Origin of the sequence: Streptomyces sp. NPDC007808 (genome assembly GCF_042868655.1) — a bacterium.
GTDB lineage: Bacteria > Actinomycetota > Actinomycetes > Streptomycetales > Streptomycetaceae > Streptomyces.
Genome location: NZ_JBIAEQ010000004.1, coordinates 423,470 through 440,619, shown reverse-complemented (window position 1 = coordinate 440,619; position 17,150 = coordinate 423,470). Strand labels below are relative to the sequence as shown.

Below are 17,150 nucleotides of genomic sequence, written 5' to 3'. Positions count from 1 at the left end.
AGAAAACGCGCCGCCCGTCCCCGCCAGGGCGCCTCCATGGCCGATGTCGCGCAGCTCGCCGGCGTCTCCTCCCAGACGGTCTCCCGCGTCTCCAACGGCTTTCCCGGGGTGACCGAGGAGACCCGCCGACAGGTCCTGGACGCCATGCGCGAGCTGGGCTACCGGCCCAACAGCGCCGCACGGGCGCTGCGCCGGGGGGAGTTCCGCACGCTCGGCGTGATCACCTTCTCGCTGTCCACCATGGGCAACATCCGCACCCTGGAGGCGATCGCCACCTCCGCCGCCGAGCACGGGTACGCCGTCACGCTGCTGCCCGTCGCCGTGCCCACCCAGGACGAGGTCAACGGCGCCTTCTCCCGCCTCGGGGAACTCGCCGTGGACGCGGTCATCGTCATCATGGAGATCCATCTGCTCGACGCGGCGACCATCTCGCTGCCGCCCGGCGTCCAGGTCGTAGTCGCCGACTCGGACGCCGGCGACCGCTACACCGTTGTCGACACCGACCAGGCGGGCGGCGCCCGCGAGGCCGTACGGCATCTGCTGGACCTCGGGCACGACACGGTGTGGCACCTGGCCGGGCCGGAGGGCTCCTTCGCCGCCCAGCGCCGCGCCAACGCCTGGCACGGCACCCTCGTGGCGGCGGGCGCGGTCCCACCGCCCCTGGTGCGCGGTGACTGGTCGGCCGAGTCCGGCTACCGGGCCGGTCTGCGGCTCGCTCAGGAGCGGGAGTGCACGGCGGTGTTCGCCGCCAACGACCAGATGGCGCTCGGGCTGCTGCGCGCCCTGCACGAGCGCGGCCGCAGGGTGCCCGACGACGTCAGCGTGATCGGCTTCGACGACATCCCCGAGGCCGCGTCCTTCCTGCCGCCGCTGACCACGATCCACCAGGACTTCGCCGAGGTGGGCCGCCTCTGCGTCGAGGGCGTCCTGAGCAAGATGCGGCGCGACGGTTCCGCGCACGGCACGACGCTCGTCCCCACCCGGCTCGTCGTGCGCGAGAGCACGGCACGGCGGGCTCCCCACGGGGCCGACTGAGGGGGCCGCACGCCGGTGCCTGCCGGCGCGCCGGCGACGAGCCCCCGAACCACGCGTCCACCGGCCTTTCCAGCAGCACACCCGGCCAGGCAGGTCGCCCCGGACGCGCCAGACCACGCGGGCCCTCGGCGCGGACGGGCCGCAGAGCCACCGACCCGACCACGGCAACGGCATCGGACGAGCCGCAGAGCCACCGACCCGACCACGGCGACGGCAACGGACGAGCCGCAGAGCCACCGACCCGACCACGGCGACGGCTCAGGAAACCTCACCTCGATGACGGCCGACGAGGAACGGCGACCAGGCCCCCACCGGCTCTTCGAGCAGCACGCCCGGCCAGGCGGCTCGCCCCGGACGCGGCACCGGTCGGTGGGAGTCCCCGACGGCCGTGCCGCCGATCCTTCGGGCCCCGTGGCCCTCAGCGCAACGCGGTCGACTCCGCCGCGGCGGCGATGTTGCGGGCCATCCCGCCGAAGATGGCGGCGTGGAAGGGCGCCACGCCCCACCAGTACGCGTGCCCGGCCAGGCCGTGCGGGTGGAACAGCGCCCGCTGCCGGTAGACCGTACGCCCTCGCGGATCCTCCTCGACGGACATCTCCAGCCAGGCCAGACCCGGCAGCCGCATCTCCGCGCGCAGCCGCAGCAGCCTGCCCCGCTCGATCTCCTCCACCCGCCAGAAGTCCAGGCTGTCGCCGATCCGCAGCCGGGTCGCGTCGCGGCGGCCCCGGCGCAGCCCCACCCCGCCCACCAGCGTGTCCAGCCATCCGCGCAGGGACCAGGCCAGCGGCGAGGAGTACCAGCCGTTCTCGCCGCCGATCGCCTCGACCACCCGCCACAGCGCCTGCGGGGACGCCGCGACCGTGCGCTCACGGTGGTCCGTGTAGAGGCTGCCGCCCGCCCAGTCGGGGTCCGTCGGCAGCGGGTCGCTGGGGGCGTACGGGGTCGACGCCGAGGACCACCGGGTGGCCACGTCCGCGTCCTGCACACGGCGCAGGGCCAGCCGGATCGCCTGGTCGAGGCCGACCGGGCCCTCCGGCGGGTCCGGCACGTACCGGACGATGTCCCGTTCCGCGCACACCACTTCGTGCCTGAGCGACTCCACCAGCGGGCGCGCGAGGCCGCCCGGCACCGGCGTGACCAGGCCGACCCAGAGGCTGGACAGCCGCGGGGTGAGCAGCGGGACGGGCAGGATGACACGCCTGCGCAGTCCGGCGGCGACGGCGTACCGGCGCATCATCTGCTCGTAGGTGAGGACGTCCGGCCCGCCGATGTCGAAGGCACGGTTCACGTCGTACGGCAGCCGCGCGCACCCCACCAGGAGGCGGAGCACGTCGCGGACGGCGATCGGCTGGATGCGGGTGCGCACCCAGCTCGGGGTCACCATCACGGGAAGCCGCTCGGTCAGATACCGCAGCATCTCGAACGAGGCCGAACCCGATCCGATGATCACCGCGGCCCGCAGGACGGCGGTCGGGACCCCCGAGGCCAGGAGGATCCGGCCGACCTCGGTGCGGGACCGCAGGTGGGGCGAGAGCGCCTGCTCGGGGACCCCTGCGGGGGCCAGCCCGCCCAGGTAGACGATCCGCCGGACCCCGGCGGCGCGCGCCTGCTCGCCGAAGACCCGGGCCGCGCGCCGGTCCGTCTCCTCGAAGCCGCGCCCGGTGCCCAGGGCGTGGACCAGGTAGTACGCGACGTCCATGCCCTCCATCGCCGCGCGTACGGACTCCTCGTCCGTGACGTCCCCGCGGACCGCCTCCGCCTGCCCGGCCCACGGATGGTCCCGCAGCTTGCCGGGCGAGCGGGCCAGACAGCGCACGGAGTGCCCGGCCGCGAGCAGTTCGGGTACGAGCCGGCCGCCCAGATACCCGGTGGCGCCGGTGACCAGGCAGCGCAGCGGCCGGTCGTCGTCTGTCATGCCGGTCGTCATGCCGGTCGTCCTCCCGGGCCGCCCCTGCCTCGTTCCCCCCGAGCCCATGCTTGGGGTCGCGGGCGGGCGGCGCAACCGCGCCGGGGGACAGGCGCCGGGCGCCGCTTCTTCGGCGGCCCCGGGGCCGGTGGTGCTTCGGCTCCCCGGCACGGGCGCGCCGAGGTGCTTCGGCTCCCCGGCACCGCGCGCCGTCCCGGTGGCGTCAGGATCCGCGTGCACGTCGGTCCGGGACATCGCCGGTCCGCGCACCGTGTGACCGGCCGTCGGCCCGGGACTCGCCGCGTCGGCGATCGCGTTCCCGCGGCCCGGGCGTCGACCACTCGTCGCGTGCCTCGTCCGGCGCGAGCCGGGACAGCGCCTCCCTCAGGCGTTCGCAGACGTTCTCGATCTCCTGGAGGGTGCGGCCGCGCTCGGCGATGACCGCCGAGAGCAGCAGGGCGGTCAGGGACACGGTGCCGTTGAAGGCCTGGAGGATGACCATCTGGGCGAGGAGGTCGCGGCCGTCGAACGGACCCGCCCCCGCGGCGCCCGCCTGGATGGCGATCACCGACGCGATCAGCACACAGGGGGCGGCGCCGGCCAGCCGGAAGCGGAAGGCCGCCCAGATCACGCAGGGAATGACGAGGTAGAGCAGGTTGATCGCGCTGTGCGTCGCCAGCCACGACACCGCCGCCGTACCGGTGACCAGGGCCACCGCCTCGGCCCAGCGCAGGGCGGGCACGCCGCGTGGCCACCGCGCGCCGCGCGCCGCCAGCAGCAGCGGCGCGATGACGAGCACCCCCATGGCGTCGCCCGTCCACCACACCGCCCAGGTGGGCCAGAAGTCGTCGGTGCCCAGCGCGTCGGAGCCCATGAGGACGGCGGTGCCGACCGTCGCGCTGAGCACCATCCCGATCAGGGCCCCGAGGAAGACCAGTGACAGCGCGTCCTGGAGCCGGTCGAGCTCGGCCCGGAATCCCACCCGCCGCAGCAGGAGGCAGGCGCACACCGGCGCCAGTGTGTTGCCGGCCGCGATGGCGAGCACCGCGAGAACCGACGGCCCGAGCGTCATGTTGATCAGGAACGCGCCGAGCGCCACCGCCGGCCACATGCGCAAGCCCCACAGCAGCAGGGCGACCAGGGCGATGCCGGTGGGCGGCCAGAACGGTGTGACCTGCTCGCGCACCAGTTCCTGCTGGAGTCCGATCCTGGCGCTGACGTAGTACGCGGCCACGACCGCGGCCAGCCGCACACCCTCGACGGCGTACGCCCGGCGCGCCGGGCCGCCGATGGTGCTCCGGCGCCCCGCCCGCCCCGACAGCCGGACCGGACGCGGCAGCCCGCTGTCCGGGCCGACCGGATCGCGCATACCGCTCACTCCTCGACCGGCCGGTGCTGCACAGGCCCTCCGTGGCGGAGGACGAGAACGGCTGCGTCGTCGTTGTGGCCCGTGGAGTCCGCCACCTGGATGATCCGGGCGGCCAGCTCGTCCGGGGCGGCCTCGCAGGCGCCGCCCGCCAGCACCGCTGCCACCCGGTCGAGCCCTTCCTCGATCGGGTAGCTCGGGCCTTCCACCAGCCCGTCGGTGAGCAGCACGAACGCGCCCACCTCCGTCAGCGACCGGACCGTCGACGGGTAGCTCTCGTCGGCCTGGATGCCCAGCGGCAGGCCACCTTCGTTCAGCACGACGTCGCAGCGGCCGCCTACGGTGGCCCAGACGGCGGGCACGTGCCCGGCGCGGGCGTCGGCGAGCTCGCGGGTCACGGGGTCGTAGCGCAGGAAGGAGCACGTCACGAAGCGGCCGGAGTCCATCGCGACGAGCAGGTCGTTGGTGCGCCGCAGCACCTCCGCCGGGTCCGTCGTGGCGGTCGCGACCGCCCGCAGGCAGGTGCGCACCTGACCCATGAGGGCCGCGGCCTCGACGTCGTGCCCCTGTACGTCCCCGATCGCGAAGCCCACGGAACCGTCCGGCATGAGGAAGCCGTCGTACCAGTCCCCTCCGATGTCCAGGCCGGTCCGGGCGGGTGCGTACCGTCCCGCCGCCCGCAGCCGGGGCAACACCGGCAGCTCGGCGGCGAGCACCTGGCGTTGCAGCGCGGCGGCGAGCTCCACCCGGGCCTGCTGGAACTTGATCCGGTCCAGGATCCGGCCGGTCAGGTCCCCGAGCGTCTGGAGGAGATCTCCGGTACCGCCGGGCGGGGCGGGGCGGCGGTGGGGCATGGCATCACACTCCGGGTTTCTTCGGAGTTACGCCATTTATGGCTTTCTCACGTTACCCCGGTGCCGCACTGCCCACGGATTTCGCAAGGTCAGGGCTTTCGGCCCGGGCCGACCCCCGTCGGACCCCGCTCAGTGCCCGGTGCCGGGCGGTGCGTCGGGACCGGTGACCAGTGGCTGGAGGGGCAGCGCGGTCATGACCTCCGGGACCGGGCGGCGCGGGGAGGTGCTGCACGGGCGACCTTTTCACCCCCGGCGAGGGGCGCCCCGCAGCCGACGGGGGCTCAGTTCGCCGCGCACCGACTGTCAGTGGCGTGCTTTAGGTTCGTCGTATGAGTTCTTCTCTCAGTGTCTATCTGCTGGACGTGGCCGCCACGCGTGCCCTGGTCGGATCCCGCGACGACCAGTTGCTGCACGTGATCCAGGACAGCTTCGGGGACCGGCTGGAGCGGTCCGACCGCGACTTCAGCCATGAGATCGACCAGGGCGCGCCCACGGCGTACGAGGCGCTGCGCGCGGTCGTCCACGGCGGTCCCTTCAGCGAGGACGAGGACCACGCGTTCCAGTACGGCTACGCCTATGAGCGGCTGTGCTCGCTCACCGGATCGTTCCTGGACAACAGTTGCTTCACACCGCATCGGGGGGACTGGCTGACGCAGGTCGACCAGGGGCTGAAGGCGCTGGGCATCACCGCGGTGTCCGTCGAGGAGTTCGGCTACAGCGGCCTGCCCGCTCCCCTGCCGTACACCTACATACCGGGCTGCGGCCAGTGGGGGCCCGAGGACATCGCGCGGGCGCTGGAGCAGTTCGAGGCGACCAAGCGCGCGGTCGACGCCTCGGGTCAGGCGCCGCCGCTGGAGCCCGAGGTCGTGGAGGCCGTCATGCAGTGCCTCGGCTGGATGAGGCACGCGGCGGAGCGCCCGGGCTTCGGGGTCATCGGCTTCCGGTACTGACGTCCGGCGTGGCCGCGGCCGGGTCCGCCGACCTTTCGGCCCGTGTCGTCGGCGGTGTCCGGGTGTCCGGTGAGGTCGGTGTCGGCGCGGAGGTCGACGGCTCGGAGGTGGTGGGGAACGAGCCGCTCGGGGTCCGGGACCCGTCGGCCCCTTCGCTCGTGGGCGTGGCGGAGTCGGCCGGCCTCGGCGGCACCATCGGGGTGGGTGTGCCCGTGCGGGAGGGCGGCGCAGGGGTGGGGTGCGGTGACGGTTCGGAAGTGGTCGTCGGTGTGCTCGTGGGCGCCGGGGCCAGCGGGGGCGTCGGGGACGTGGAGGTGTCGGGCCCGGCGAGGTACAGCGGCACCGCGAGCAGGGCGGTGACCGCGCAGGCCGCGCCCAGACCCGCCGCCGTACGCAGCAGACGGCGCCGGGAGGCCGTCCGGCGGATCGTCTCGTAGCGGCCGGGGGGCGGCGCGAGGTGCTCGGGCGAGGGGGGCCGCAGGATCACCGCCAAGGGGTCGTCCGCGGCGAACTCAAGGCCCTCCTCCTCGTCGTCAAAGCGTGTGGTCAAGGCTTCTCCTCAGGTGGACGCGGAGCAGTTCGCGGGCCGCGTGGAGGTCGGCCTTGACGGTTCCTTCCTTGCGTCCGGTCAGCACGGACACCTCCCGGATCGGCATGTCAGCGTAGTAGTGGAGGAGGATCGGGACGCGCAGTCGCTCCGGCAGGGACTGGACCAGCAGGCGTACGGACGGATCCGCCTGTTCCGTATGGGAGTTGACGGCCGCTTCCGAGGAGACCCGCCGCATCGCCCTGCGCTCACGCTCCAGCTTGCGCCAGTGGTCCCGCACCAGGTTGGCCGCGGTGACGTAGAGGAAGCCGCGCGGCTCGTCCACCCGGCTCCACCGCGCCCACAGCCTGGTGAACGCCTCGGAGGCGATCTCGTGGGCCGTCTCGTCGTCGTCGACGAGACGGCGGCACCAGCCTGCGAGGCGTGGGTACAGGGCGGCGAACAGCTCGGACGCTGCCGTGTCGCGGGACCGTTTCAACGCGCTCCATGGTCGTGAGGAAGCCTGCGCCGGATGAGATGCCGGGCCGTCGGCGTACGTTCCGCGGCCCCGGCACCCCGTCCGTGCCGGCCTGGCGGGAGATGTCAGGGGGACGTGGCGTTCAGCTCGGCGAAGACGATCACGTTGTCGCGGTACTCGTCGCCCTTGCGCGGGCCCCCGCACGTGATCAGCCGCAGCTCGGGGCGGGCCACGTCCCCGTAGACGTCCCGCGCAGGGAAGTCCGCCTTGGCCACGGTCCGTACGGCGCTGACGGCGAACTCGGCCGCGGCGCCGTCCTCGCGGGCCACGACGATGCGGTCGCCGCGATGCAGGCGGTCCAGCCGCCGGAAGACCCCGTCCCCGTACCTGCCGACCGTGACATGGCCGAGCACGACGCACGGACCGATCTGGCCCGGCGTCGGTGAGTGCCGGTACCAGCCCGCGCGGTCGTCGGCGGTGATCGGCGGCACCTCCACGGTGCCGTCCGGCGCCAACCCCAGCCGTATGACCGGGGTGTCGACCGCGATCGCCGGGATCCGCAGGCGGACCGGGTCCGAACGGCCGAGGATCCGCGCGGAGTTCGCGCCGGACGAGGGGGAGGCGTCCTTCCCGGACTGCTCCGCGCCCCTCCTCCTGCGGGAGCCCGCCTGCGTGCCCCGCTCCGCCGCCTCGCCACCGCAGCCCACCAGGACCGAGGCCAGCGCGGCCGTGCCGAACGCGCGCCTGGACAGGGAGGTCATGCCCCGGTGGCCCGCCGACGCCGGACGACGAACGTGGTCGCGCCGCCGGCCAGCAGGAGGGCGGCCGCACCCCCGGCGACCAGCCCGCCGCCCGGGGTGGCGGATCCCGAGGTCGACGCGGTCACCCCGGTGTCGGGCGCGCCGGACGGTACACGGGAGACCTGGCCGCCGCCCGGGGCCCGGGTCGGTTCGGCGGAGGGCGGTGCCGTGGGGACGGGGGACGCGCTGGTCGGCCGGGCGCTCGGTTCGGCGGTGGGCGTCGGTGCGGCGGTGGCCGAGGGGGCGGTGGTCGGTGTGGCGGGGGCCGGGGTGGGCGTTCCCGTGGTGGCGAAGGCGGGGGCGGTGCTCGCCAGCAGGGCGGTGCAGGTCAGTGCCGCGGCACTGAGGAGGGTGCGGCGCATGGGTCGCTCTCTTTCGTCGTTCGCCCGGTCTGCGGCGGGCCTGGGCGATGGGTCGAGCGAAGAGACGAGGCGGGCGGTGGACGGGTTGTAAAGAGAAGGCAAAGTCCGTCGCCGACGCGGCGGCGGTGAAGGGGCGGCGCTTGGGTTCCTCCATGCGACCTGTCGGTTCATGGTCATGAACGGCAATCACGTACACATCTATTGACGCGCCCGCGAGGGTCTCCTACCTTCCCCAGAAAGCGCTTTCCCTCTCTGAAGAGGTGTCCGGCCCGTACAGCCCGTTCACGCACCCGAACGCGCCCCCACGCTGCACACCCGAAGCCGCACAGAAAGGGCTCAGCCCCCATGCCCGCGAGATCAGCCCGCACCGTCCCCGCCGCCCTGGCCACCACCGCTCTCCTGGCCGCCGCTCTCGTCGCGGTCACCGGCACCTCCGCCGAGGCCGCGACCACCCGGTACCAGGCGGAGACCTCCCCCGCGATCTGCACCGGCACCATCGACTCCGACTGGTCGGGGTACACCGGCACCGGTTTCTGCAACGGCGACAACGCCACCGGCGCCCACGCCCAGTTCACCGTGAACGCCCCCGCCGCCGGGACCGCCACGATCGGCGTCCGCTTCGCCAACGGCACCACGACCGCCCGCCCGGCCTCCCTGATCGTCAACGGAAGCACGGTCCAGACACCGTCCTTCGAGGGCACGGGCGCCTGGTCGACGTGGGTCACGAAGACCCTGACCGTCTCCCTGAGGGCGGGCAGCAACACGGTCCGGCTCACTCCGACCACCGCCGCCGGCCTGCCCAACATCGACCACGCCGACGTCGAGACGAGCGGCGGCACCGACCCGCAGCCGACCGGTCCCGTCCTGTACGTCGCGCCGAACGGCACCGACGGCGCCGCCGGGACCGAGTCCGCCCCCACGACGCTCACGTCGGCCATCAACCGCATCACGCCCGGCGGCACGATCTACCTGCGCGGCGGCACCTACCACCACTCCCGGACGGTCACCATCCCGACGGGCCGGAACGGCACCTCGGGCGACCGCACGGAACTGTTCGCCCACCCGGGCGAGACCCCCGTACTGAACTTCTCCGCGCAGAGCGAGGACCCGGCCAACCGGGGTCTCGCCCTCAACGCCGACCACTGGCACGTCAAGGGCCTCGTCGTCGAACGGGCCGGGGACAACGGCATCTTCCTGAGCGGCAGCCACAACATCGTCGAGCGCACGGTGACGCGCCACAACCGTGACTCGGGGCTGCAACTGTCGCGGACCCTCTCCAGCACCCCCAAGGACCGGTGGCCGTCCCACAACCTCATCCTGAGCGCCGAGTCGCACGACAACGTCGACTCCGACGGCGAGGACGCCGACGGCTTCGCCCCGAAGCTCACCGTCGGCCCCGGGAACGTCTTCCGCCACACCGTCGCCCACAACAACATCGACGACGGCTACGACCTCTACACCAAGCCGGACACCGGCCCCATCGGCGCGGTGACCATCGAGGACTCCCTCGCCTACGGCAACGGCACCCTCAGCAACGGCGGCCAGGCCGGCAACGGCGACCGCAACGGCTACAAGCTCGGCGGCGACGACATCGGCGTCGATCACATCGTCCGGCGCAGCATCGCCCACCAGAACGGCAAGCACGGCTTCACCTTCAACAGCAACACCGGCACGATGCAGATCTCGGAGAACGTCAGCACCGGCAACGCCCAGCGCAATTTCAACTTCGACGCCGGCAGCACGTCGGTCTTCAAGAGCAACACCTCGTGCGACGGCGGGTCCAACGACCGGATCATCGGTACCTCCGACAGCACCAACCAGTGGTGGACCGGGTCGAACGGCTCCCGGTGCTCGTCCTACGCCGGTGCCCTGAGGTGGTCCTTCGCCTCCGACGGGCGGCTCGTCGTGACCTATGGGGGCACCCGGGTCGCGCCGTGACGCGGTACGGGTGAACCGGGCGCGGACCACATACGTACGATGAGGGCGTGACGGCCCGCGCGCAGCACCACCATGCGCCACGGCTCCCCATCACGGGACCGTGGCGCCTGCTCGTGCTGCTCGGGCTGCTCGCCGGGCTGTTCGCCATGCACGGACTCGCCCCCGGCGACGCGGTCGCGGCCGCCGCGCACCCCCACGCACCCGCCGCGAGCGCCCCTGCGCAGGCCCCGACCGACGAATCCGTCTGCCACGGCGGCGATGCCGGCGGCGGCCACGCCCAGCACGCCGATCCGACCTGCGCCTCCGGTGCCGTCGGGGCGGGCCCGGTGCTGCCGGCCCTGGTGCCCGATCCGTCCGGGTCGGCCGCCGGCGTGGACCTCGACGGTCGTTCCGTGACCGCGACCCCGAAGGGCGGGCGCGCACCGCCCTCCCTGGCCGAACTGCAGATCCTGCGGACCTAGGACAAGGCCCAGCCGTCCCCGTGCCCCACGGGCGCACGGCAGTCAGCCATGCCCGTGCCGCGCCTCGACGCCCCCAGGGCGAGCGCGGCGACTCACGTACCCCGCAGGAGTTCTCAGCATGAACAGCACACGTACCCTCGTTCGCCGCGCCGCCCTGACCGCGACGGCCGCCACCGCCGCCCTTGTCCTCGCCGCCTGCGGTGGCGACGGCGGTTCCGGCTCGGCCGCTCCGTCCGGCAAGCCCTCCTCGTCGAGCGCGGAGGCCGGTGCCCACAACGCCCAGGACGTCACGTTCGCGCAGGGCATGATCCCGCACCACCAGCAGGCCGTGCAGATGGCCGGGATGGCCGCCGACCGCGCCTCCTCGGCCCAGGTCAAGGACCTCGCCGCACGCATCGAGAAGGCCCAGGCCCCGGAGATCGCCACGATGTCGGGGTGGCTGCGGTCCTGGGGCGACGACGTGCCCTCGGCGACTCCCGGCATGGACCACTCCGGCGGTCACTCCGGTGGTTCCGGGATGGCCGGGATGATGGACGACAAGGCCATGAACCGGCTGATGAAGGCGTCCGGCAAGGACTTCGACACCATGTTCCTGACCATGATGATCGAGCACCACGAAGGCGCGGTGGAGATGGCCACCACCGAGAAGCAGAAGGGTGAGTACGGCCCCGCGGGCGAGTTGGCGGACGCCATCGTCACCACCCAGACCGCCGAGATCCGGGAGATGAACAAGCTGCTCGGCAAGAACGCCGGCTGACACCCCGCCGGGCGGTGGACCCGGGCCGCGTCAAGGGGCCCGGTCCACCGCTGTGAGGCCCCATGGGGAATCAGGTCGCCGGGCGCCGCGGTTCACGTGGCACGGCCGTCGCGGAACCGACGGCTTCGAAGCGGCGAAGAGGAGCCCCCATGTCCGGCGCACCGGTCCGACCCCCCGTACGCGAACTGCGCCTGGTCGTCACCGCGGCCGACTACGACGAGGCGCTGCGCTTCTACCGGGATGTGCTCGGCCTCCCCGAGCAGGCCGCGTTCGCCTCGGCGGACGGCCGGGTCACCATCCTCGACGCCGGCCGGGCCACCCTGGAGCTGACCGATCCGAACCACGCCGGGTTCATCGACGAGGTCGAGGTGGGCCGCAGGGTGGCCGGCCACATCCGGGTCGCCTTCCAGGTGGACGACTCCACCGCCGCCACGGCGCGGCTGGCGGCCGCCGGAGCGGAGGTCCTCGCGGAGCCGACCCGCACCCCCTGGAACTCCCTCAACTCCCGCCTTGAGGCTCCCGGCGCGCTCCAGCTGACCCTGTTCCAGGAGCTGGGCGACGAGGAGACGGGCGGGGCGGAGGGCCCGGCGGCGGGTCAGGGCCGTCCCTGAAGGCGCCCATTCGTCCGTTTCGGTGATAATTGGGGCATGAGTACGACGACGTTTGTACTAGCGGCCACGTCGAGCGAAGTACTCAACGTGATCGCCGCCTTCGTGGGTGGCCTGTTCATCGCAGGCGCACTGATCTGGGCCGTGCAGCTCGGCATGCGGGTCCGTGATCGAGAGCTGCCCCGGCCCAAGGCCGAGGAGCAGCCGCACCTGCCCGACACCGGGCCGGTCCATGAGGTCCGCGAGGTGAGGGAGCCGGACGAGGTGCCGCACGCGGAGGGCAAGGAACGGCTCCTGCCGCACGACCTGCACCACGCGGGCAGCAGGCGCAGCGAGGACCAGCACCGCAGGCGCTGGCAGCCCGGCAAGAGCGGGTCCTTCGGAGGCGGCGGCATCTGACCGCCCGGGGCCTGCCGTACCGCGGGATCGGCGAGCCGCTCAGGCGCGCTCGCGCCTCGAAGCGCCGACGGAGCCGGCGGAACCCGTGGTGTCGGCGCCGGCCTCCGGGACGTCCGGTGCCAGGGCGAGGGCCAGGATCACGAAGAAGTCGATGCCGACCATGATCACCGACCAGGCGGGCGTGTACGGCAGGAAGAGGAAGTGCAGCACCAGCCCGAGGGACGCCACGAAGATGCCGGTGACCCGGGCCCACCAGGCGCCCCGGAGGATGCCGAAGCCCACCGCCGCCACCACGACACCGAGGACGAGCAGGGTCCAGCCCCACCCGGTGAGGTTCATCTCGAAGACGTAGTCGCCGACACGGCGGTACACATCGTCCTCGGCGATCGCGGAGATGCCCTGCAGGACGGCCAGCAGGCCGTTCACCACCATCAGGACACCGGCGAAGACGAGACCGCCGGTCGCCCAGCCGGGCGCGGGGGCGGGGCTCGGGGCCGGGGCGGGCCCGCCCTCCGCCCAGGGCCGCTCCAGGTGGGCGGCGCGTGACTCCGGTGGCCCGGAGGTTCCCGAGGGGCTGTGGGCGGCGTCGGTCGCTCGCGACTGCGGCTGCTGCTGGCTCATGGCTGCCGTACCCCACTTCTCGCGTGTGCCGCGATCGTGTTCTGCGGTCGGTACGACCATCGGACCGCAAGGGCGCGGTCACCACGGGGGAAAGGCCGATCGGGTGACGACCGGAGTGCGGGCGCGGGCGCGGGGATCTTCACTGGGGAGGAGCCCGTACGAGCGGCTCACCCGAAGCGGACCACATCCCCTGGAGGCACCATGCCCGGTCACCGGACGCGGTGGACGACGACCACGATCCTCGCGACGACCGCCGCCGTGGCCGCCGCCGTCCTGACCGCCTGCTCCGAGGACGAGACCCCCTCCTCGGCGGCCAGCAAGGCGGCGTCGGCCTTCGCCTCGGCCACCGCGGAGGCGGGCCGCAAGCTGGACGACATCAAGGGCGGTGTCGACGCCAAGGACGCGGTGCAGCTGGGCGAGCCGACGACCGACGCCGACGGCCGGGCCACCGTGCAGGTCACCGTACGGAACACGACCGACTCGACGCGGTCCTTCGCGGCGCAGATCGACTTCCGGGACGAGGACGGCAATCTGCTCGACGCGGCCGTGGTGACCGTGGCCGACGTGGCCGCCGGCGGATCGGGGACGGGCACCGCGCGCAGCACGCGTGATCTCAGCGGCGAGGTACGGGCGGAGGTGGCGCGCGCGGTGCGCTACTGAGCGCGGGTCACCGGCGCGGACGGCGCTGGAGCGGATCGCCCTCGCCGTCCGACACGGTGTGCGGCCGCCCGGCCACGGTGATGTTGATCTGCTCGCTCGTCGCGCTGACCCCGTTCAGGGTCGCCGTCGCCTGGAGGCGGCCCGGGCCCGGCGTGAGGGCGAGGCCGGGTACGCAGGACCAGGTGCCGTCGGGGGCGGCGGTCGTCGCGCAGACCTCGTTCTCGCCCGCGTCACGCACCGTCACCTGGGCGCCCGGATAGGCCGTCCCCGCCGCCTGCGGCGAGGCGCTCAGCGGAACGCCCGAGTGGGGCCGGGACAGGGTCGGCGCGGGCAGCCCGACCGTGACGGTGCAGGTGCCCCGCTCGCGCACCACGCCCTCGGCGTCCCTCAGGACCAGGGTGCAGTCCGGCAGCCGGGTGCCGGGCTCGGCGTCCGGACGGACCGACAGCACGAAGGGGAAGGTGCGGCCCTTCCACGCCTCCCCGCCCGCCGCGTCCGGTTCGGCGGCGGAACCCGGCACCGGCTCCCCCGCCGAGGAGGGGGTTCCCACGAAGGTGTACGTCCCACTGCCCCCGCCCAGCGCCACGGAGGCCCGGTAGGCGCCCGCCGCGTACGGCACGCCGGTCACCCGGGTCCGTGCGGGCGCCGTCAGCGTCAGGGTGGAACCCGCCTTCAGCGCCACCCCGTCGTACCCGCCGACCTCGACGATGCCCTCCCGCCCGGGCTCGATGGTCGCGGACGCCCACAGGTCGCGGTCGACGGGGCGGGGGCCGCCGACCGGACCGAGGCTGTCGACGACCGGACCGAGGCGACGGCCGAGGAGTCCGACCGCGTCCTCTCCCCCGTACGCCGTACCGGACATCACCAGCACGCCCGCGACGGCGAGCGACCCGAGCACCGAGGTCCTTGCGTACCTGCTCATCGTCGGCGGAGCTCCTCACACGCGTCGGCAACAGCTCTGTCTGCGATTCTCACGGCGTGCTCCCGTCCCCGACGTGCGGAGTTCGGCCGTACGGGCCAGGGCCGCGGCGCCCACCACCCGTCCGGGCGCCGCCCGCGGCCGGTCGTGTCAGCCCTCGCCCTCGGGTTCCGCGTGCCGTACGGCCTTCTTGACGTCCTCCTCGGCCTCGTTGCGCGAGGTGCCCTGCTCCTTCGCGTACTCGGTCACCGCGCTCTGCACGTCGCGGGCGAGATCGCGCCAGGCCCGCCAGGCCGTCTCGTAGGTTTCGGTCTGGAGCTGGGTCCACGGCGTGTGGGCGGGCGGCCCGTAGCGGTCCCGTAGTTCCTCGACCCTGGTGTGCGCCTGGTCGGCCGCCCGCTGCATGGCGACCAGCTCGTCGAAGGTGCGTGCCACGCGTCCGGATCCTTGGGCAGCCGGGCCGCGCCGCCCCTCTCGCCACGCGCGCGGCCCGTGCCTCTCACCCGGACGGGGTCGACCGGTGCCGCCAGGCGGGCCCGCGGCCCGGCCGGTCGGCGGCCCGCCCGGCTACGCCAGCCAGACCGTCGTGTCCGGCCCCAGCAGGCCGCCCTCCAGCGGCGCGCTGCCGATCAGCACCTCACCGGGCGGCAACCGCACCGGCGTGTCGGAGAGGTTGGCCACGCACCGCCAGCCGTCCGAGCGTGCGAAGTGCAGCACTCCGGGCGGGCCGTCCGGCGCCCAGTGGAGTTCCTCGCCCTGCAGGAGCTTGCGCCGCAGGCGCAGGGCCCTGCGGTACAGCTCCAAGGTGGAGCCCTCGACGCCGTCCTGGGCCTGGACGGCGTACGCCGCGAAGGCCGAGGGCTGCGGCAGCCAGGCCCCGCCCGCGCCGAAGCCGTACGACGGTCCCGTCGTCGTCCACGGCAACGGCACCCGGCAGCCGTCCCGGCCCTTGCGCACCCGCCCCGTCTGTTCCCAGACGGGGTCCTGGAGGACCTCGACGGGCAGGTCGGCCACCTCGGGCAGGCCGAGTTCCTCGCCCTGGTAGACGTATGACGAACCGGGCAGGGCCAGCATGAGGAGGGTGGCGGCGCGGGCGCGGCGCAGGCCCGCCGACGCGTCGACGGCCGGCGCCTGACCGCCGGACAGCAGCCAGGCGTTGTCGTCGGTGCCGGGCGGGAGCATCAGCCGGGAGGCGTGGCGTACGACGTCGTGGTTGGACAGCACCCAGGTGGCCGAGGCTCCGGCGGCACGGGCGGTGGCCAGGGAGTCGGTGATGATCCGGCGCAGTTCCGCCGCGTCCCAGCCGGCCTGGAGGTACTCGAAGTTGAAGGCCTGGCCCAGTTCGTCCGGACGGGCGTACAGCGCGCGGCGGGCGCTCGGGTTGACCCAGGCTTCGGCGACCGCCATGCGGGGCGGGTGGTAGGCGTCGAGGATCTTGCGCCAGTCGCGGTAGATCTCGTGGACCTCGTCGCGGTCGTAGAAGGGGTGGGTGCCGGGCGGGAAGCCGGGCAGCGCGTCCTCGCGGCTGAGCTCCGGGGCGCCGAGGTCGCGCAGCGGCTCGCTGAGGTCCTTGGCGAGGGCGTGCGCCACGTCGACGCGGAAGCCGTCGACGCCGCGGTCGCACCAGAAGCGCAGGGTGGTGCGGAAGTCGGCGCGGACCTCCTCGTTCTCCCAGTTCAGGTCGGGCTGCTGCGGGGTGAACAGGTGCAGGTACCACTGGCCGTCGGGGACCCGGTGCCAGGCACTGCCGCCGAACACGGACTGCCAGTCGGTGGGCGGGAGTTCGCCGTGCGGGCCGCGGCCGTCCCGAAAGACGTAGCGGTCGCGGGCGGCGGAGCCGGGACCGGAGCGCAGCGCCTCCTGGAACCAGACGTGCTGGTGGGAGGTGTGGTTGGGGACGAGGTCGACGATCACCTTCAGGCCGAGCCGGTGGGCCTCGGCGGTCAGGGCGTCGAAGTCGTCGAGGGTGCCCAACCGCGGGTCCACGTCGCGGTAGTCGGCGACGTCGTAGCCTCCGTCGGCCAGTTCGGAGGGGTAGAAGGGGCTGAGCCACAGGGCGTCCACGCCGAGCGCGGCAAGGTGGTTCAGGCGCTGGGTGACGCCCTTGAGGTCCCCGAGCCCGTCGCCGTCGCCGTCGGCGAAGCTGCGGGGGTAGATCTGGTAGATGACGGCCTGGCGCCACCAGTCGGGGTCCTTGGAGGAGAGGTCGGGGGTCGCGGGCGTGGTGGTGCGGACGGTCACGCGTACTCCTCTGCGGTGCGGCGGTCCGTACGGGCGATAACCAGAACTCTGTCCATATCGCCGGAAACGTGAACCTCTGCACCCCCCGGAGTGGTTGCTTCCTTGTGTGGCGAAATTGTGATGACACCTCGAACAGGGCTTGTATCGCCGCAGGTTGACAGCGTTCTGCCGGGGGACCCACCATGTGCTCACGCTGTGGCGCAGGTGACCAATGAGCCCAGCGTTTCTTCGACCATGGGGGTGTTCTGTCCCCCCACCCTGCACACGCC

At 73.5% G+C, this 17,150-nt stretch carries 19 protein-coding genes; 8 read left to right on the top strand and 11 right to left on the bottom strand.

Going from position 1 to position 17,150, the window contains the following annotated elements; genetic code table 11:
- The first annotated feature begins 36 nt into the window (after positions 1 to 36).
- Positions 37 to 1,035 (top strand): LacI family DNA-binding transcriptional regulator, encoded by a 999-nt coding sequence (locus ACFYNL_RS17810; protein ID WP_388804585.1) that lies wholly within the window; start codon positions 37 to 39, stop codon positions 1,033 to 1,035.
- A 418-nt stretch (positions 1,036 to 1,453) separates the two neighbouring features.
- On the opposite strand, the gene ACFYNL_RS17805 is transcribed toward ACFYNL_RS17810, so the two are convergent.
- The 3 genes from ACFYNL_RS17805 to ACFYNL_RS17795 form a co-directional block, all read right to left on the bottom strand.
- The gene (locus tag ACFYNL_RS17805) at positions 1,454 to 2,962 is read right to left on the bottom strand and encodes an SDR family oxidoreductase (RefSeq protein ID WP_388803797.1); all 1,509 of its coding nucleotides are present in this window, start codon (positions 2,960 to 2,962) and stop codon (positions 1,454 to 1,456) included.
- A 202-nt stretch (positions 2,963 to 3,164) separates the two neighbouring features.
- Positions 3,165 to 4,310, bottom strand: a complete 1,146-nt coding sequence (locus ACFYNL_RS17800; RefSeq protein WP_388803794.1) for an MASE1 domain-containing protein — start codon at positions 4,308 to 4,310, stop codon at positions 3,165 to 3,167.
- 5 nt (positions 4,311 to 4,315) lie between these two features.
- Entirely contained in the window at positions 4,316 to 5,161 is an 846-nt protein-coding gene (locus ACFYNL_RS17795) for a PP2C family protein-serine/threonine phosphatase (protein WP_388803791.1), read from the bottom strand.
- Between the two features lie 329 nt (positions 5,162 to 5,490).
- On the opposite strand from ACFYNL_RS17795, the gene ACFYNL_RS17790 reads away from it, so the two are divergent.
- On the top strand, positions 5,491 to 6,111 hold the full coding sequence (locus ACFYNL_RS17790; protein WP_388803788.1) for a hypothetical protein: 621 nt from the start codon (positions 5,491 to 5,493) through the stop codon (positions 6,109 to 6,111).
- On the opposite strand, the gene ACFYNL_RS17785 is transcribed toward ACFYNL_RS17790, so the two are convergent.
- The 4 genes from ACFYNL_RS17785 to ACFYNL_RS17770 form a co-directional block, all read right to left on the bottom strand.
- Entirely contained in the window at positions 6,092 to 6,661 is a 570-nt protein-coding gene (locus ACFYNL_RS17785; RefSeq protein WP_388803785.1) for a hypothetical protein, read from the bottom strand. The genes ACFYNL_RS17790 and ACFYNL_RS17785 overlap by 20 nt on opposite strands.
- A complete protein-coding gene (locus tag ACFYNL_RS17780; RefSeq protein WP_388803783.1) occupies positions 6,645 to 7,136 on the bottom strand; it encodes an RNA polymerase sigma factor in 492 nt (163 codons plus the stop codon). Before ACFYNL_RS17780 ends, ACFYNL_RS17785 begins: the two co-directional genes overlap by 17 nt.
- A gap of 104 nt (positions 7,137 to 7,240) precedes the next feature.
- Complete coding sequence (locus tag ACFYNL_RS17775) at positions 7,241 to 7,876, bottom strand: class F sortase (RefSeq protein WP_388803780.1); 636 nt, start codon at positions 7,874 to 7,876, stop codon at positions 7,241 to 7,243.
- Positions 7,873 to 8,277, bottom strand: a complete 405-nt coding sequence (locus ACFYNL_RS17770) for a sortase-dependent protein (RefSeq protein ID WP_388803777.1) — start codon at positions 8,275 to 8,277, stop codon at positions 7,873 to 7,875. The genes ACFYNL_RS17775 and ACFYNL_RS17770 overlap by 4 nt, the downstream gene beginning before the upstream one ends.
- 345 nt (positions 8,278 to 8,622) lie before the next feature.
- On the opposite strand from ACFYNL_RS17770, the gene ACFYNL_RS17765 reads away from it, so the two are divergent.
- From ACFYNL_RS17765 to ACFYNL_RS17745, 5 genes are all read left to right on the top strand, one after another.
- Positions 8,623 to 10,215, top strand: a complete 1,593-nt coding sequence (locus tag ACFYNL_RS17765; protein ID WP_388803774.1) for a carbohydrate-binding protein — start codon at positions 8,623 to 8,625, stop codon at positions 10,213 to 10,215.
- A gap of 47 nt (positions 10,216 to 10,262) precedes the next feature.
- On the top strand, positions 10,263 to 10,676 hold the full coding sequence (locus tag ACFYNL_RS17760; RefSeq protein ID WP_388803771.1) for a DUF6153 family protein: 414 nt from the start codon (positions 10,263 to 10,265) through the stop codon (positions 10,674 to 10,676).
- Between the two features lie 118 nt (positions 10,677 to 10,794).
- Positions 10,795 to 11,433, top strand: a complete 639-nt coding sequence (locus tag ACFYNL_RS17755) for a DUF305 domain-containing protein (protein WP_388803768.1) — start codon at positions 10,795 to 10,797, stop codon at positions 11,431 to 11,433.
- A gap of 149 nt (positions 11,434 to 11,582) precedes the next feature.
- Positions 11,583 to 12,044 carry a VOC family protein gene (locus ACFYNL_RS17750; protein WP_388803765.1) on the top strand — a complete coding sequence of 154 codons (462 nt, stop codon included), beginning with the start codon at positions 11,583 to 11,585 and terminating at the stop codon, positions 12,042 to 12,044.
- A 36-nt stretch (positions 12,045 to 12,080) separates the two neighbouring features.
- A complete protein-coding gene (locus ACFYNL_RS17745) occupies positions 12,081 to 12,440 on the top strand; it encodes a DUF6479 family protein (RefSeq protein ID WP_388803762.1) in 360 nt (119 codons plus the stop codon).
- Positions 12,441 to 12,479: 39 nt separating this feature from the next.
- Here the strand turns inward: ACFYNL_RS17745 and ACFYNL_RS17740 are convergent, their stop codons facing one another.
- On the bottom strand, positions 12,480 to 13,061 hold the full coding sequence (locus ACFYNL_RS17740; RefSeq protein WP_388803759.1) for a hypothetical protein: 582 nt from the start codon (positions 13,059 to 13,061) through the stop codon (positions 12,480 to 12,482).
- Positions 13,062 to 13,262: 201 nt separating this feature from the next.
- Between ACFYNL_RS17740 and ACFYNL_RS17735 the strand changes: the two genes are divergently transcribed.
- Positions 13,263 to 13,721, top strand: a complete 459-nt coding sequence (locus ACFYNL_RS17735; RefSeq protein WP_388803756.1) for an FxLYD domain-containing protein — start codon at positions 13,263 to 13,265, stop codon at positions 13,719 to 13,721.
- A 7-nt stretch (positions 13,722 to 13,728) separates the two neighbouring features.
- Here ACFYNL_RS17735 and ACFYNL_RS17730 read toward each other — a convergent pair whose 3' ends face one another.
- The 3 genes from ACFYNL_RS17730 to ACFYNL_RS17720 all read right to left on the bottom strand — a co-directional run bounded on the left by ACFYNL_RS17730 (position 13,729) and on the right by ACFYNL_RS17720 (position 16,881).
- A complete protein-coding gene (locus ACFYNL_RS17730; RefSeq protein WP_388803753.1) occupies positions 13,729 to 14,643 on the bottom strand; it encodes a carboxypeptidase regulatory-like domain-containing protein in 915 nt (304 codons plus the stop codon).
- Positions 14,644 to 14,790: 147 nt separating this feature from the next.
- Positions 14,791 to 15,075: a hypothetical protein gene (locus ACFYNL_RS17725; RefSeq protein ID WP_388803750.1), complete on the bottom strand. Its 285-nt coding sequence runs from the start codon at positions 15,073 to 15,075 to the stop codon at positions 14,791 to 14,793.
- A gap of 132 nt (positions 15,076 to 15,207) precedes the next feature.
- Positions 15,208 to 16,881: a glycoside hydrolase family 13 protein gene (locus ACFYNL_RS17720; RefSeq protein ID WP_388803747.1), complete on the bottom strand. Its 1,674-nt coding sequence runs from the start codon at positions 16,879 to 16,881 to the stop codon at positions 15,208 to 15,210.
- Positions 16,882 to 17,150: the final 269 nt, after the last annotated feature.

What these genes read in the sequence shown, in the direction of transcription:
- ACFYNL_RS17810 (WP_388804585.1), top strand. Translation starts at nt 37, where the DNA reads ATGGCCGATGTCGCGCAGCTCGCCGGCGTCTCCTCCCAGACGGTCTCC.
- ACFYNL_RS17805 (WP_388803797.1), bottom strand. Translation starts at nt 2,962, where the DNA reads ATGACGACCGGCATGACAGACGACGACCGGCCGCTGCGCTGCCTGGTC.
- ACFYNL_RS17800 (WP_388803794.1), bottom strand. Translation starts at nt 4,310, where the DNA reads ATGCGCGATCCGGTCGGCCCGGACAGCGGGCTGCCGCGTCCGGTCCGG.
- ACFYNL_RS17795 (WP_388803791.1), bottom strand. Translation starts at nt 5,161, where the DNA reads ATGCCCCACCGCCGCCCCGCCCCGCCCGGCGGTACCGGAGATCTCCTC.
- ACFYNL_RS17790 (WP_388803788.1), top strand. Translation starts at nt 5,491, where the DNA reads ATGAGTTCTTCTCTCAGTGTCTATCTGCTGGACGTGGCCGCCACGCGT.
- ACFYNL_RS17775 (WP_388803780.1), bottom strand. Translation starts at nt 7,876, where the DNA reads ATGACCTCCCTGTCCAGGCGCGCGTTCGGCACGGCCGCGCTGGCCTCG.
- ACFYNL_RS17770 (WP_388803777.1), bottom strand. Translation starts at nt 8,277, where the DNA reads ATGCGCCGCACCCTCCTCAGTGCCGCGGCACTGACCTGCACCGCCCTG.
- ACFYNL_RS17765 (WP_388803774.1), top strand. Translation starts at nt 8,623, where the DNA reads ATGCCCGCGAGATCAGCCCGCACCGTCCCCGCCGCCCTGGCCACCACC.
- ACFYNL_RS17755 (WP_388803768.1), top strand. Translation starts at nt 10,795, where the DNA reads ATGAACAGCACACGTACCCTCGTTCGCCGCGCCGCCCTGACCGCGACG.
- ACFYNL_RS17750 (WP_388803765.1), top strand. Translation starts at nt 11,583, where the DNA reads ATGTCCGGCGCACCGGTCCGACCCCCCGTACGCGAACTGCGCCTGGTC.
- ACFYNL_RS17745 (WP_388803762.1), top strand. Translation starts at nt 12,081, where the DNA reads ATGAGTACGACGACGTTTGTACTAGCGGCCACGTCGAGCGAAGTACTC.
- ACFYNL_RS17740 (WP_388803759.1), bottom strand. Translation starts at nt 13,061, where the DNA reads ATGAGCCAGCAGCAGCCGCAGTCGCGAGCGACCGACGCCGCCCACAGC.
- ACFYNL_RS17735 (WP_388803756.1), top strand. Translation starts at nt 13,263, where the DNA reads ATGCCCGGTCACCGGACGCGGTGGACGACGACCACGATCCTCGCGACG.
- ACFYNL_RS17730 (WP_388803753.1), bottom strand. Translation starts at nt 14,643, where the DNA reads ATGAGCAGGTACGCAAGGACCTCGGTGCTCGGGTCGCTCGCCGTCGCG.